The organism is Bacillus sp. FSL W8-1202 (assembly GCF_038006165.1).
GTDB lineage: Bacteria > Bacillota > Bacilli > Bacillales > Bacillaceae > Bacillus > Bacillus subtilis.
In genome coordinates this window covers 1,652,534-1,666,704 of record NZ_JBBOUR010000001.1, presented here as the reverse complement: position 1 = coordinate 1,666,704, position 14,171 = coordinate 1,652,534, and the positions used below count along the sequence as shown (strand labels likewise).

General features: G+C 35.0%; 12 protein-coding genes and 2 pseudogenes. 7 read left to right on the top strand and 7 right to left on the bottom strand.

The genetic code is table 11. From position 1 onward, the window contains the following. Positions 1 to 51: 51 nt before the first annotated feature. A complete protein-coding gene (locus NSQ09_RS08685) occupies positions 52 to 1,440 on the bottom strand; it encodes an aminotransferase-like domain-containing protein (protein WP_041057107.1) in 1,389 nt (462 codons plus the stop codon). 226 nt (positions 1,441 to 1,666) lie between these two features. On the opposite strand from NSQ09_RS08685, the gene NSQ09_RS08680 reads away from it, so the two are divergent. Beyond that, on the top strand, positions 1,667 to 2,545 hold the full coding sequence (locus NSQ09_RS08680) for an AraC family transcriptional regulator (protein ID WP_017695956.1): 879 nt from the start codon (positions 1,667 to 1,669) through the stop codon (positions 2,543 to 2,545). Between the two features lie 122 nt (positions 2,546 to 2,667). Here the strand turns inward: NSQ09_RS08680 and NSQ09_RS08675 are convergent, their stop codons facing one another. After that, positions 2,668 to 3,627: a DMT family transporter gene (locus NSQ09_RS08675; protein ID WP_257986441.1), complete on the bottom strand. Its 960-nt coding sequence runs from the start codon at positions 3,625 to 3,627 to the stop codon at positions 2,668 to 2,670. 112 nt (positions 3,628 to 3,739) lie between these two features. On the opposite strand from NSQ09_RS08675, the pseudogene NSQ09_RS08670 reads away from it, so the two are divergent. The 3 genes and pseudogenes from NSQ09_RS08670 to NSQ09_RS08660 all read left to right on the top strand — a co-directional run bounded on the left by NSQ09_RS08670 (position 3,740) and on the right by NSQ09_RS08660 (position 6,762). Beyond that, positions 3,740 to 4,616, top strand: a pseudogene (locus NSQ09_RS08670) (AraC family transcriptional regulator). Between the two features lie 230 nt (positions 4,617 to 4,846). Further along, a complete protein-coding gene (locus NSQ09_RS08665) occupies positions 4,847 to 5,731 on the top strand; it encodes a DMT family transporter (RefSeq protein WP_017695953.1) in 885 nt (294 codons plus the stop codon). A gap of 569 nt (positions 5,732 to 6,300) precedes the next feature. After that, positions 6,301 to 6,762, top strand: coding sequence for a CarD family transcriptional regulator (locus NSQ09_RS08660; RefSeq protein WP_010886417.1), 462 nt, complete (start codon positions 6,301 to 6,303; stop codon positions 6,760 to 6,762). A 681-nt stretch (positions 6,763 to 7,443) separates the two neighbouring features. Here NSQ09_RS08660 and cspC read toward each other — a convergent pair. Further along, positions 7,444 to 7,644 (bottom strand): cold shock protein CspC, encoded by a 201-nt coding sequence (cspC, locus tag NSQ09_RS08655; RefSeq protein WP_003234247.1) that lies wholly within the window; start codon positions 7,642 to 7,644, stop codon positions 7,444 to 7,446. 592 nt (positions 7,645 to 8,236) lie between these two features. On the opposite strand from cspC, the pseudogene NSQ09_RS08650 reads away from it, so the two are divergent. After that, positions 8,237 to 9,188, top strand: a pseudogene (locus NSQ09_RS08650) (fatty acid desaturase). Between the two features lie 427 nt (positions 9,189 to 9,615). Here NSQ09_RS08650 and NSQ09_RS08645 read toward each other — a convergent pair. From NSQ09_RS08645 to NSQ09_RS08630, 4 genes are all read right to left on the bottom strand, one after another. Beyond that, positions 9,616 to 9,969 carry a DUF2178 domain-containing protein gene (locus NSQ09_RS08645; RefSeq protein WP_129093252.1) on the bottom strand — a complete coding sequence of 118 codons (354 nt, stop codon included), beginning with the start codon at positions 9,967 to 9,969 and terminating at the stop codon, positions 9,616 to 9,618. Further along, on the bottom strand, positions 9,966 to 10,199 hold the full coding sequence (locus NSQ09_RS08640) for a helix-turn-helix transcriptional regulator (RefSeq protein ID WP_003240464.1): 234 nt from the start codon (positions 10,197 to 10,199) through the stop codon (positions 9,966 to 9,968). Before NSQ09_RS08640 ends, NSQ09_RS08645 begins: the two co-directional genes overlap by 4 nt. 785 nt (positions 10,200 to 10,984) lie before the next feature. After that, a complete protein-coding gene (locus tag NSQ09_RS08635) occupies positions 10,985 to 11,239 on the bottom strand; it encodes a hypothetical protein (RefSeq protein WP_250621956.1) in 255 nt (84 codons plus the stop codon). Between the two features lie 727 nt (positions 11,240 to 11,966). After that, positions 11,967 to 13,016 carry an amidase domain-containing protein gene (locus NSQ09_RS08630; protein WP_015252752.1) on the bottom strand — a complete coding sequence of 350 codons (1,050 nt, stop codon included), beginning with the start codon at positions 13,014 to 13,016 and terminating at the stop codon, positions 11,967 to 11,969. 85 nt (positions 13,017 to 13,101) lie between these two features. On the opposite strand from NSQ09_RS08630, the gene NSQ09_RS08625 reads away from it, so the two are divergent. After that, positions 13,102 to 13,602 carry a DUF4944 domain-containing protein gene (locus NSQ09_RS08625; protein WP_341030947.1) on the top strand — a complete coding sequence of 167 codons (501 nt, stop codon included), beginning with the start codon at positions 13,102 to 13,104 and terminating at the stop codon, positions 13,600 to 13,602. 174 nt (positions 13,603 to 13,776) lie between these two features. Further along, positions 13,777 to 14,013, top strand: a complete 237-nt coding sequence (locus NSQ09_RS08620; RefSeq protein ID WP_121548653.1) for a hypothetical protein — start codon at positions 13,777 to 13,779, stop codon at positions 14,011 to 14,013. Positions 14,014 to 14,171: the final 158 nt, after the last annotated feature.

Genomic DNA, 14,171 nt, shown 5'->3' with positions numbered 1-14,171 from the left:
ATAACACGCACAAAAAAGCCATACAATGTCATAATTGTATGGCAAACAATATTAGGTAAGATCGTCTAGCAAACGTCTCAGGATCATTAATCCTTGTTCAAGCTCTTCAAGTGTTTTTGGTGCACAGACAGAAACCCTTACAGCCCTTTCAGGACAACTATTTCCCACTACAAAGCGTTCAGCCGCATACACTTGCACGCCATGTCGAGCAGCCAATTCTTCAAATTCGGCACCAGACATTTTACCCGGTAACAACAACCAACGAAAAATGCCTGTTTCAACACCTAAACATGTATATCCCGCAACATATCGGTTTACGAGTTGATTTCTGCGAATGGTTTGTTCACGATGACTCTCAATTAAGACTTCAAATTGATTTGATACAATCGTGCGAGCAGTAAGTTCAGCTAATAGCGGGGAAACGGTTATATTTAAATTATAAAGCGCCTTTGATATTGGCTCCTTATATTGTCTCGGCACTGCTACATAAGCCAAACGCAGGCCTGGCGCTAACGATTTTGATAAACTTGCAATATGAATAACCTGTTGCGGTGCGAATGAGGCGAGTGCCGGAAGCGGATTTTTGTTGAGAAGATGGTACGATGCATCTTCAATAACAAACAGATTATATTTCTTTGCAATGTCTGCAACCATTCTTCGATTCTCAACAGACATAAAGGAAGTCGTCGGATTATGATAATCCGGGATTAAATACAAACCTTTAATATTTTCGTTTTTACACGCATATTCAAGTGACTCCGGACTCATTTCATCGTTTTCTGATTTTATCGGTACGATTTGCACACTAAGCAATGATGCAACAGTTTTTAATCCAGGGTACGTATGATGGTCAACACCGATGCGGTCTCCAGGCTTACAAAGACTCGCCAAAGTCGCAGCAATCGCATTTTGTCCCCCATTTGCAAATAAAATGTGTTCAACAGTTGTTTCAAACCCGCCTCTTTGGATGAGCTTTACAGCTGCATCTTTTTGCCAAAGGCTTTCACCTGCCCGGCCATAGCTAAACCATTTTTCATAATCCTCCTCATGAACCATGTTTTTTAGTTGGAGTAACAAAGGCTCATATGAAGCGTGATCTGGAAGTGTCGCTCCCATTTCAATTAAATGTGTCGGCTTTGTATCCTCAAGTAAATACGCATTCGACAACGCATCATACGATACAAATGTGCCGCTCCCTACAGTCGCACTCAGCAGCCCCTTTAACTCACACACTTTAAATGCTTTGGAAATCGTACTCACATTTAAATCTAAATAATCGGCCAATTCTCGCTGCGGAGGAAGTTTTGTTCCAGGTATTAAAACTCCGTTTATAATATCCTGTTCCAATTGCCCTGCAAATGCTTTATAGATAGGCTTTTCAGCTTTATCAATTGATGGCTTCCAGCTCATCGGATAGTTTTCAAAAGAATTGATAGGCATGATACGCATCCTTTTTCACTCAATTATATGAATGTGCCGTTTATAAGACAATTATAACTTTCTTTTATTGATGCCTTTTTATGAACAGCATGCTTCAATAAAACCTGTACAAATACAAGTGAATCACTTACTTTATTTCATATAAGTCATCCTGCAAAACTGTGCACAGAATGTCGGATAAAGTACATTTCACTCCTGTTATTCTTTGGTTAAGGAGGCCAAATAAATGGATTTGCTTAAAAGTATGAATAGGGCGTTAAAGTATATTGAAGAAAACCTCACTAATGATATTGATTTTAAAGAGGCAGCAAAGCTTGCTTTCTGCTCTGAATATCATTTTAAAAGGATGTTTTCCTTCCTTGCAGGTATTTCATTATCGGAATATATTCGTCGCAGACGTCTTACTCTTGCAGCTTTTGAACTGAAAGACAGCAATGTAAAAGTGATTGATATTGCAATAAAGTACGGTTATAACTCACCAGATTCTTTTGCACGGGCATTCCAAAATTTACATGGCATAAACCCATCAAAAGCCAGACTTAATGGCCATTCCCTTAAAGCTTATCCACGAATGACCTTCCAGCTAACAATTAAAGGAGGAAATGAAATGAACTACCGTATTGAAGAAAAAGAGGCATTTCGCATCGTTGGCATTAAAAAAAGAGTTCATATTATTTTCAAAGGAATTAATCCGGAAATTGCATCTATGTGGGAAAGTTTAGATGAAAAAGCAATAAATAAACTAAAAGAGCTTTCTAATGTAGCACCATCAGGACTCATTAGTGCATCCACCAATTTTTCTGAAGGTCGGGCAGAGGAAAAAGGAGAGCTTGATCACTATATTGGCGCAGCCACAACGAAACAGTGTCCAGATAATTTCTCACGGCTTGAAGTTCCTGCCTCAACGTGGGCTGTATTCGAATCAATCGGGCCATTTCCGGATACACTGCAAGAAGTATGGGGACGTATTTATTCCGAATGGTTTCCATCGTCAAATTACGAACAAATAGAAGGTCCAGAAATATTGTGGAACGAGCATAAGGATGTAACATCACCATCTTTTAAAAGTGAAATTTGGATACCAATTACAAAAAAGAAAAATTGAAGGTTCTTGAAGAAAAAATACCAAGGGCGTCAAAACCCTTGGTCTTTTTGATATTGCCGAGACGGCTCAAACTCCACCAGTGTTTTTCATTGTCGGACCGGTCATGTAAGCAAAAAAAGCCCCTATATATCCCGATTTGCATGATTCCTAATCTTTAATATCGATTTTTCACTCTCCATAGAAGGCTCTTTATGTAAAGCCAATATTAAAGTTATCCCTATAATACAAATAGCACCAATCCATTGAAAAGAACCAAATGGCGCTTTTAACCAAACGACAGTTGTTACAACAGCTGATAGAGGCTCTAGACTGCCTAGTAGGCTTGTTTCTTTTGGAGAGAGGCTTTCCAAGCTTTTTATGAAGAACCAGAACGCAATCATTGTTCCAAATAATATCACAAATAAAATATATGCATAAGCCTCAGCAGTTAATCGTTGAAAATCCAGTTGCCATGGCGGATGGATAAAACCCAATGCAAAACCGCCAATAATCATAGCCCAACCTACAACGACAAGAGAATCAAATTTATTTAATAAACCAACGGCATACAAAGTATAAAAAGCTGCCGCGAATCCTGATAAAACTCCCCATACTACTGCAGCTGCCGGCACTGAAAGTTGAGACATTGAACCATTTGTTAACAAAAAAAAGCAACCCACTAAAGCAAGTACAACAGTAATGATATCTTGTTTGGTAAGAACCGTTTGTTTTCGCAAAAGCGTGTAGATAATGACGATTACTGGGGATAAATATTGCAATAATGTAGCAACGGCAGCATTCCCATGTTGAATGGATGCCATATATGTGTACTGCACAGCTAGCATTCCCAATAGGCCAAAAATTAGAAGCTGGCCAGCCGACGCTTTGTTTTTCCAAACCTCAATAATCTGAGACCGATCCTTTCTGAACAATTGCAGCATTAAAAGTAACATTCCAGCCGTAAGCAAACGTGTCGTTACAAGCCAATTGACATCAATTTGATATTCTTGAAAAAGTTTTTTGGCTACTGTGCCTCCAATTCCCCAACATGTCGCCCCTGTGATAACATAGAACAATCCCATTCTTCTATTGGAAGTATTCATACATGACTCCTCACTAATAAATATAATAATAGTGTTATAATAAATGCAAAACATGATAAAAAATACTCAAATCGGATGAAAAAATATAAATATATTGAGGTGAGAAGTCAGAATGAAGAATTTTGCGATCGACCAAAATTTAAAAGAATTAACAGAGCACCGAACGGTAGAATTACCAGTTGCCTGCTACAAGACAACGATCAATCAAAATATAAATGGCTATATTCCGCTTCATTGGCATGATGAAATCCAATTTGTTTTGATACTAAAAGGGATAGCTCTCTTTCAAATAAATGAAGAAAAAATAGAGGTTCACGAAGGGGATGGATTATTTATTAATAGCGGCTGCCTGCACATGGCAGAAGAAAAGGAAGGCTCGGATTGTACGTATATTTGCTTAAATGTGTCACCCCATTTCGTTTTATCTCAAGAACTGTATTCCAGCTATGTTCAGCCCTATATGTTTTCAACCAATTTGCCCTATTTATTTTTGGATGGAAATCAACAGTGGGCAAAAAATATTCTAGATGCTGTTAAAAAAATAAATCAATTGATTCAACAAAAGACATCGCTCTATGAGATTGACAATTACGATGCAATTAACGTTAATGTGGAAAAACCTGGTCGTTAATGGTTTTCAATTAGAGTACGATCAATCTGAAATGATAAAAAGTCATCGAATGAAACAAATGTTAAACTGGATCCATCTCCATTATGCTGAAAAAATCACATTAGAGGACATTGCAAAAGCTGGCCAACTGAGCCGTTCTGAATGCTGCCGTTATTTTAAACGAATGCTGAATAAGTCGCCATTACGTTATGTAATGGATTATAGAATTCAAAAAAGCTTATTATTACTGCAACACCCTGAATCCAATGTGACAGAAGTGTCTTATCAAGTTGGATTTAACAGTACCAGTTATTTCATAAGTAAATTTCAACAAGCGATGAATATGACGCCATTATCATACAAAAAAATGAATTCATAAAGTTTATTCTATTAATAAACGGAGTCCCCTTAAGGTGTTTACGGCTTTAAAACCAACATTGTATAATGATAGTCATTCTTAAAAATCGAGGTGATCATAACATGTTTTTAGCTCCACTATTTGAAAATGATGTTCCAGTAGCACTTCTCCGCCCTTAATGGAGTAAAGTGACTACTTCTCTCCGTTAGGGCATTTATTGACCTAATTTTAAATACGGAGGGAACAAAAAAATGAAAAATACCCTGTTAGGTTCTATATATTTAGCTTTAGCCGCTAGTATCTGGGGTGGCATGTATGTTGTGGTTAAGGTTGTTGTCGCAGTAATTCCGCCTTTTGAATTGGTTTGGATCAGGTACGTCATCGCCATCCTTGCGCTTCTTATTGTTGGTTTAATAAGGAAACAATCTTGGAAAATTCATAAGCGCGACCTTTTATTAATTGTTGCCATTGGAATTGTTGGCAACACCATTTCAATTGTTACACAAGAATATGGAACGATGTTGTCTTCAGCACAAATGGGAGCAATTATTACGTCCTCCACACCAGCGTTCATGGTTATTTTTGCTCGTCTATTACTTAAAGAACCATTGAATATAAAAAAAGGAACTTCAATAATTTTAGCGACCACAGGCGTATTATTTATTGTTGGAAACGGACATATTGATACCTCTAATCAGCTTGGCGGTATTTCTCTGCTTGTTGCAGCCCTTACATGGGCACTGATGTCAGTGCTGATCAAACGCGTGCCAAACAGCTATTCGCCTATACTTGTTACCACGTATTCAACTTTTGTGGCCATTGTGGCACTAACTCCTTTTGTAAAACCTAGCACGATTTTTACGCCACAACTGCTTGACCCTAAAATTCTAGGTGGTCTTTTGTATTTGGGAATTGTTTCAACCGCTTGTGCTTTTTTATTGTGGAACCGAGGCTTACAATTATTAAATGCCTCAAGTGGAGGCCTCTTTTTCTTTTTTCAGCCTCTGGTTGGAACCTTACTCGGATGGATTCTGCTTGGAGAACAAATAGGCGGGACATTTTGGATAGGTTCGTTTTTAATTCTGAGCGGTGTTTTATTAGTCATTAAAGAGAAAGAAAAAGAAGTGAATTCATAACAAAAAGAAAAGCAAACTATTTTATATAGTTTGCTTTTCAATTAACCTTGTTCTTTCCCCTTCACTTCTTTATGTTCTGGTCTTCATTTATAATCTCTCCTTTCTTTATTTTTCTTCTCACCTCAATACCCATTTGAAGGTTGTCAATTTCCCTGATAATAATGCCAATTTGGTGGCTAAATGTTTATCAACAAACCTTTTTCTGTTCGCAAGATAAGTGAAAATGCATCATTAAGTAAGTGGGCCGTTATCCATATCAAATCGGTAAAGAAATTAGAACTTAATCATGTGCTTTAAATATTTTTAGCTGACATTTCACGAATATCGTTCTTTCTTATCTACTCAAATCATTTCTGTAATGTCATTGAGCCAATGAAAAACTGCTCACACGGATCAATTGACCTTTTCCTGATTGGAAATCCGACACGTTCCCTATTGTTTTTGCTTGATCTGTTTTTTTAAAAAAGTTATTGACATCAAAAATTCGATCATGTTATTATTAAAATTTTGATATTACACCTCCATATATGGTAATCTTAAGAAGGATACCATATATGGAGGTGGATGATATGTTTCAAATTGGCGATAACATTGTTTATCCAATGCACGGAGCAGGTATAATTGAAGCCATAGAAGAAAAAGAATTCTTAGAGGAAAAACAACAGTATTATGTCATAAGAATGTCAATCAGTAATATGACAGTTATGATTCCAACGAGTAAAATATTGAGTTCGAATATACGACCAGTTACCGATATACTTGCATTAAAACACATTATGCACATTTTTCAGCATGGAGAATCAGATAGGTTACTGCCATGGAAGCAAAGGTACAAAATAAACACGGACAAAATAAAAACAGGTGAAATACAAGAAGGCGCTGAAGTTGTACGTGATTTAATGCGTATGAAGAAAGAAAAAGCACTTAATGCAAGCGAAAAAAAAATGCTGGATAATGCATATGAATTTTTGATTAGTGAACTGGAAGTAATTAAAGGAATCACTGAAAAACAAATAAAAAGTTTTGGTTAGATACATCCCAAAAGATATTTCGGTATATTATGATGAAAAGCAAATCTTCTCCAACTTATGTTTAGAACATTAACGACCTCTTTTGTTATTCCTACATTCTAATCCATTTTTATATTTACATTTCTACTGCGAAGATTGAAGTTTTACCAAAAAATTCAATAAAATAGTCACTTTTTTTAGTATCCTGATTCACACTGGCACGGACAAGGAGCCGTAAGGATGGAAGAGAGGTAGGGCTTTCATTGTTTTAGGTATCTCTAAGTGATTATTTCCAGGAGAAAAAAACAATCGATCTCCTCATTATTTTTAAGAATTTCTTATATCCACTGCCACATTGAATAATAATTGTTTATCGTCTTCTCATAAAAGAGATATGCGAGTTGATAACATCTAGATGAAACCATTTTTATAATTCATCTAATCTTACTTAAATGAACGAACAGGTTAGTGAAAAAAAGAGTTATCTATATTTGAACAAAAAATTAAATATTTTATATACATTCCGCATATTGTCAATCCAGTATGTTATACTGTAAACAAACCTTTGAAGTTTTAAATCTTTTTCTATTACCTTGTAGCATCTCCCTACTCGAACGTTGAGTAGGGTTTTTTATTGAGTATGATATAGACATAAAAAAACAGGCCCTATATAAAGAGCCTGTTTGTATAAACGATTGAAGATTAAGCTTTTTGAACGTTAGCAGCTTGAGCTCCACGAGCACCTTGCTCAACGTCAAACGATACTTTTTGACCTTCGTCTAAAGATTTGAATCCGTCACTTTGGATTGCAGAAAAGTGTACGAATACATCGTCTCCATTTTCGCGTTCGATAAAGCCAAAACCTTTTTCTGCATTAAACCATTTAACTGTACCTTGTTCCATTTTTGTTGCCTCCTAGTGTGTAACCACACAGTATATACTATCCTTGCCCAAAGTATCATCAAGACGAAAAGTCAATCTTCATACTATCCTTTACACCGAACAAAAATAATTCTTCTTTATTATATCAGGAATCGGAAATAACTGCAAATTAATATTTCCGTTTTATTCATGGAATTATTTGTTAAACATGTGTATACCAGCGCAGAATAAGAGGCCTATTAAAAACTTTGGTTTGAAAACACCGTGAAAAATGAATCACGAGTGTCTTTCTTTGCTTAATAGTATTTCATTAAAACCTTTTTTCCTCAAACAATCAATGTTCAAGGTCTAAATAAATCGATTTCCATAGGGGAGCAGTGAGAGAGTTTGACCCGATAATGTGCTGGGTATAATCTTCATACACCTTTTGTATCCCGGCTGACTCTGCTAATAAAGATGTAATTGAACTGGAAATCAGTTTATCATTTCCAATAATTTCACAGATGAATGGGAAGGATACTTATCATATAGGGGTGTATAACGTTGGGCCTTCAAAGACTATAAAACGTTTTCTACACTTAGAAGATCACCAGGGAAGGGGAAACTTTTGAATATGAAAGAACAAAACCTAAGGACTTTGAGAAAACTGGTTACACCTTATGAAAAGTCCGATTTACACAAAAGCATTTGTCAAATCATTAACACATTGGTACCATTTTTCCTATTATGGTGTTTAGCATATAAGAGCTTGTCGATTTCTTATTTCCTTACATTAACGATTTCTGTTGTTGCGGCAGGTTTTTTAGTGAGAACCTTCATCATCTTTCATGATTGCTGCCACTTTTCCTTTTTTAGGAACAGAAAGGCGAATCGACTCCTTGGAACATTAACAGGAATTCTGACTCTGCATCCTTTTGATCATTGGGCACACGACCATTCTGTCCATCATGCGACAAACAGCAATCTGACAAACGCGGTACAGGCGATATTTGGGTACTGACGGTTGAGGAATATAAGGAAGCCTCAACTAAGACAAAAATAATGTACCGATTGTACAGAAATCCGTTTGTTATGTTTATTATTGGGCCGATTTACGTTTTCGGGATTGCCAATCGTTTTAATCGAAAAGGGGCAAAACGCAAAGAACGGATGAATACGTATGTAACGAACCTGGGGATCGTTCGGGCTCTCTCGGAATTTGGATGTTTTATATTCAGCATACGTTTGAGGATTCTTATTTTGAAGAAGATGAGCATTGGGAATATGTAAAAGCAGCAGTTGAAGGAAGCTCTTTTTATAAACTTCCAAAAGTCATGCAGTGGCTAACAGGCAATATCGGTTTTCATCATGTTCATCATTTAAGCCCGAGAGTCCCAAACTATAAGCTTGAAAAAGTGCATAACAACACTGAACCATTGCAAAACGTTCCGACCATTACACTGGCAACAAGCCTTAAATCGTTAAAGTTCCGCCTATGGGATGAAGAAGGCAAAAAATTTGTTGGTTTTAGCCACTTAAAAAAAGCTTCTAAAAGCCAAGTATCGGCGCGGCTAACAACGGATTAAAATAAACTCCCCATAATCGCAGAATAAAAGTGCAGACTCGCGCAACGATGTTGTGCAGAGGTCAGCACTTTTTTAGTGGACTCCACAATGCGGTACATTTGTTGCCGTATTTTCCGCAAAAAAATAACACCAAAGATGGTTAAGCCCTTGGTATTATTGGGATGCGGTCGAGAGAACTTGAACCTTTACGGGTTATTCCCCCACTGGGCCCTAATCCATAACATTAGTTATGAAAGCTTATTTTCATTACACTTTCTAACTTCATTTTACATCATCTCTATAAGTTTGTATGAATTATGGTTAATAATTGGTGAGCAAAAACCCACTTCCTCACTTCTCCAAATCTCATTATAAAATGATTTCATATTCGTTCCCTCTCCTAAAACAATTAAAACTTCTGAGACACTATCTTTCTCGGTAATTGAATTTACAAAAAATCTTTTTTATATCGAACGGCTAGATAGATTCCTGAAGCTAATAAGGCAAGAGAATATTTAAATAAGAAGAAAACTTGCCACATATATTCTTTCGGGAAAATCAAGTCGCACAAAATTACTCCATATAACATAAAGAGGGCACTTTTTAATGATATTTGATTTGTTCTTTCGTCAGCCTTACCCATTTTTTTAAGAAATACGAATGTCAGAATCAATCCGACTACAAGCAATACAAATCCACTGCCAATAAGAATATTCCAATTTCCCGGAGAATGTTCAGCCCAGGACTTTAAAGGGGAAAAAATTACGTTGGTGATCGTATCTGTGATCGAATTCATTTTCATTTTTGATCATTTCCTTTCTCATAAGTAAAAATCTCGTTTACATCCACATTAAAAAATTCGGCAATTCGAAAAGCTAACAGCAGAGTCGGAACATAATTTCCTTTCTCCATTACAAAGATGGTTTGTTTGGAAACCCCGACTTTCTTTGCTAATTCTTGCTGAGACAATCTGGCAAGTACACGATATTCATAAACCTTATTTGAGATCGAATCACCAAAATCTTTCTTCATGACCATCACCTCTTGAACCAAATTATAAACTCAAATTATAAAAAAGTAAAGTAAACTTATACATAAACATAAAATACTTTTATGTTTACTAACATTACTTTGATTTAATCATGAACCAGAATGCAGAAAGAACCTGACGAAATTCATGATTCCGTCAGGTTCACTTATCGATCTGGTGTAATTTGTGGTTCTTGGCGGTACATTTTATGATATTCAGTGATGCAACAGGTGATCAATTTCCAAATCAACAGTAAACGGTTCTGATGGTGCAAACCGAGCAACAATTCTTGGTTACCACTCTGAAGGGGCAGAAGTTGTGGACACAATTGATGTTTACGAATAGCTAAATCCAATTAAACAGAAAATCTAGTTGGCTTACTGTAGGTAAGTAGGCAGTTTGAAGGCAGTAGACAATTTTAAAAATAAGCACAAAAAATACCAAAGGTCTACAACCCTTGGTATCATTGATGCGGCCAAGAGGACTTGAACCTCCACGGGTTATTCACCCACTAGGCCCTTAATAAAGTGATTCTGTGTTTTCTGTTACAAAACCTTTTTATATCAGTGTTTATTTATTTTGATTATAAGGTTTTATAATGATTTATATATATTGAGGAGCAAAAAATGGAGTAGCGGTCTTTTTTAAAAAAATCACCTTATTATTGATGTTTACTTAGTAACAGCCCTGCTCGAAGTAATCGGTTAAGGTGAAAATTAAGATAAACATAAAAAAAGCAGGCGCGTTCACCTGCTTTTTTAAATATTCCTATTAGAGTGTTTTAGCTTTATCCTAAACTTAAAATTCTTTTTATTACATTAGGAATAACAAATGAACGTTTGGTTTCTTTATTTACCTGAATAATGTCTTTTTGTGTTTTTCCATTCTCTTCCCAAGTGACTACTACCTTATAATCATTGGAGGTATTTGGTGGATCTGCCATTATGGCTACTGCTATTTCTTTTGCATTCTTAGGTTCATCACCTGCTTGACCTGATGCTTCCACCGTATTATTTTCTTTGAAAACAACCTTTTTTATCAAAAATTCAGATCTGCCTTCCCATTTAATATGAACAGCCCTCAAATCTTTCCTTGCAAGATCGATGTCTTTTTCAGGAGCATAGACAGCGCTCCATTTCCCATCTTTTGAATGCCCCTTTAGAATTGGCGGCTGATGCGTAGCAGTATAAAAGAACCAACTTAAAAAAACTAATAGAATAATAGAAAGGATAGCTGCTAAAATAAACTTGCTTTTTTCATTTCAGACTCCAATCTTATATGTAATAAATATGATAAAAGTTTATTTTTACACTATTATAGGATATAAATCTTTGAGGTTACTATAAACCCGTATTCTTTTAATTTTAACTGGTATCCTTTCCGTTTATTCTTTTTGATTTTATTACATATAATGGAACCTAAAAATGATAGGTAACACACATGCATTTTCTGGTTTGTATTAGAAAGGCTCTCAACATAGTAAATCTATAACATTGGTTATGAAAGCTTATTTTTACTACACTTTCTAACTCCACTTTACATCATTTCTATAGCTTGTATGAATTATGGTTAAATTGGTGAGCAAAAACCCCCCTTATTTCCTTCTTCATCAACTTTCATTATGTTCAAATGATTTAAGGGGTGTTAATTTTTTAGGTGTGAAAATAGAGTAAGTATTCATTATAGATACTATTCTAATCCATCTCTAATTTTTTTTAGACAAAAAAAGAACTAGTCACACAAAGTAACTAGTTCAATTTTTGTTAGGATTAGAATTTGATAACTCTATATTTATAATACTTTGATTTCCAGTCTTTTTCTAAATGTGCATATAAGTGTGCACTTGAATGTGCAGAATATCTTGGATACCCTTTATAAACATCATAGATAACAGCAGTATGCTTCCATTTTTTAGACGATTTAGAGTACATCTGAATAACGTCACCTGTCTTGACATACTTTGAAACATCCTTAGGACTTGTTAAATTGTAAACTTTATGTTTTTTTGTACCGGCCCAATATGTATAAAAATCTGAAACAACAGTCCATGAAGTTGAATATGTTCTTGCCGCACTTCTAGGCACTGATTGATTATACCAACCTTTTGTGGTTTTATGGTGACCACGATTAAAGCTGAATCCCGTAGTATTCATTGGCATTCCACCAGCTAAAACTACCTGTGATGCATAGTTGGTGCAATCTCCTCCACCGCTATTTTCTCCATAGTACCCATATTGACTCGTCTTCTTATTCCAATTGTTAACCATGTATTTTTTTGCAGCCGATCTACTATAACTAGACCCCAGTTGAGTTACAAAAAAGGAATTAGAATTAGTACTTGCCATATAGTCAATTGGAATTTGACCTGATTCTTCTTTAATTTCTTCAACTTTTGCTTCAGCTTGTTTGTCTTCTTTTATATTTTCTTGTTGTACTTGTTTAACAGTTTCATTTTCAACTTGTTTAGGAAGATCAAAGTTTTCAACCTCTACTTCACCATTCTCATCTTTTTTTTCTTCTTGGGCGGCGTACTTAGCCAATTCCTCTAAATAAGTATCTGAATAGACTTCCATTAAAGAAAAGTTATAACCTGATTTTGTTATCTCATCGGCTTTTTCATTAATACCTTGAAGAAAATTAATGTAATCCTGAGAATTAATGTTATAATTCAAATGTTGTGCTTTTAAATACTTTTGGACTTCGGTTTCCCCTTGCTTGACTGTTAAGTTCTCATTTTCAGCTTCAGCTGCATGAGCATTATTAAAGAAAGTGAAACTCAAAGCCGATGTTACTATAAGACTAAGTGCAATTTTTTTCATTTGTTTCTCCTTATTTGAATTTATGGTACTATCATATAGTAATTACTTTTTGAGGAAAAATCAATACATTTTTTGGAGGTTATTTATGAAAAAGGAGTATAAAAGACCTGTTTTATTTACAATTTCTGCTTTGGTGATTATTTTCCTAGTGTTTTTCTCATTAAAAATCTATAACCATTACAATCTCGAATATCCTAACTGGGAAGGTAAAAGTAAGGATCAAAACTGGGAAGTAATCTTTAAAAAGAATGAAGATGCTCCAAAAGAGTTTAGCGGGGAGATTCTTTGGATTGGCGATAAAGATAAAACTGATAAAACTTATATAGAATCAATAACAATAATGAAAGATAATAAAACACTTCTTGATTCTTCAGATTTTAACAGCGATATCCCTATGAAAGATTATTCAGGTGGTACCTCTAGCGATGGATCAGCTAAAGAAAAATCATTTTCATTTTTAGAGCGTTTAGAAGAATCTGATCTAAAAGGATCTAAGATAACGGTTCAAGTGAAATGGAAACAAGATAACCAATCATTCAATACTGAAAAGTTCGTTCTTTCAAAGAAAACTTTATTTAATCATTAATTCTTTGAGTTTATTCTAACCAGTTCTTTATCTGAACTGGTTTCTTTTTATGAAATTCTTCAGTTTAATCATTGCTCAGCAGTATACTATTTAATTAAAAGAATGATGCTAAGGAGAACTAAGAATGAAAAAGTTAATATTGGATTCTGTTAAAAACCTTGTTGGAGACAATACTTGCTTGGTCTAACTATAACACTTATTTTTATATTCACTATTTGGCTAAGCCGACAAATCAAATCTGTTTATGAAAAAGATAAGGAACTTCGAAAGACAGAGAGAGAAAATTCACTAAAGATTATTTCAGAGATATTAAAACAGTATCATACTATTGGAAGAGAAAGTTTGACCGATGATGAATTTTTAAAATATGTACAAACTCAACTACCATTACTTGATTTAAAACCTATTTGATAATAAGAAACATCTTAGAAAAAAACCTCGATGAATGTAGTGGGTATAAATCAGAAAAGATAAAAAATGAAATTTTAAAGGCTATTAAGTTAATAAAGTTCAATGATAACATTATATATAGTGAGAGCATTATGGAAACTATAACTCGCTCACTATCT

What these genes read in the sequence shown, in the direction of transcription:
- NSQ09_RS08645 (WP_129093252.1), bottom strand. Translation starts at nt 9,969, where the DNA reads ATGAAAATGAATTCGATCACAGATACGATCACCAACGTAATTTTTTCC.
- NSQ09_RS08660 (WP_010886417.1), top strand. Translation starts at nt 6,301, where the DNA reads ATGTTTCAAATTGGCGATAACATTGTTTATCCAATGCACGGAGCAGGT.
- NSQ09_RS08685 (WP_041057107.1), bottom strand. Translation starts at nt 1,440, where the DNA reads ATGCCTATCAATTCTTTTGAAAACTATCCGATGAGCTGGAAGCCATCA.
- NSQ09_RS08680 (WP_017695956.1), top strand. Translation starts at nt 1,667, where the DNA reads ATGGATTTGCTTAAAAGTATGAATAGGGCGTTAAAGTATATTGAAGAA.
- NSQ09_RS08675 (WP_257986441.1), bottom strand. Translation starts at nt 3,627, where the DNA reads ATGAATACTTCCAATAGAAGAATGGGATTGTTCTATGTTATCACAGGG.
- NSQ09_RS08640 (WP_003240464.1), bottom strand. Translation starts at nt 10,199, where the DNA reads ATGAAGAAAGATTTTGGTGATTCGATCTCAAATAAGGTTTATGAATAT.
- NSQ09_RS08630 (WP_015252752.1), bottom strand. Translation starts at nt 13,016, where the DNA reads ATGAAAAAAATTGCACTTAGTCTTATAGTAACATCGGCTTTGAGTTTC.
- cspC (WP_003234247.1), bottom strand. Translation starts at nt 7,644, where the DNA reads ATGGAACAAGGTACAGTTAAATGGTTTAATGCAGAAAAAGGTTTTGGC.
- NSQ09_RS08665 (WP_017695953.1), top strand. Translation starts at nt 4,847, where the DNA reads ATGAAAAATACCCTGTTAGGTTCTATATATTTAGCTTTAGCCGCTAGT.
- NSQ09_RS08625 (WP_341030947.1), top strand. Translation starts at nt 13,102, where the DNA reads ATGAAAAAGGAGTATAAAAGACCTGTTTTATTTACAATTTCTGCTTTG.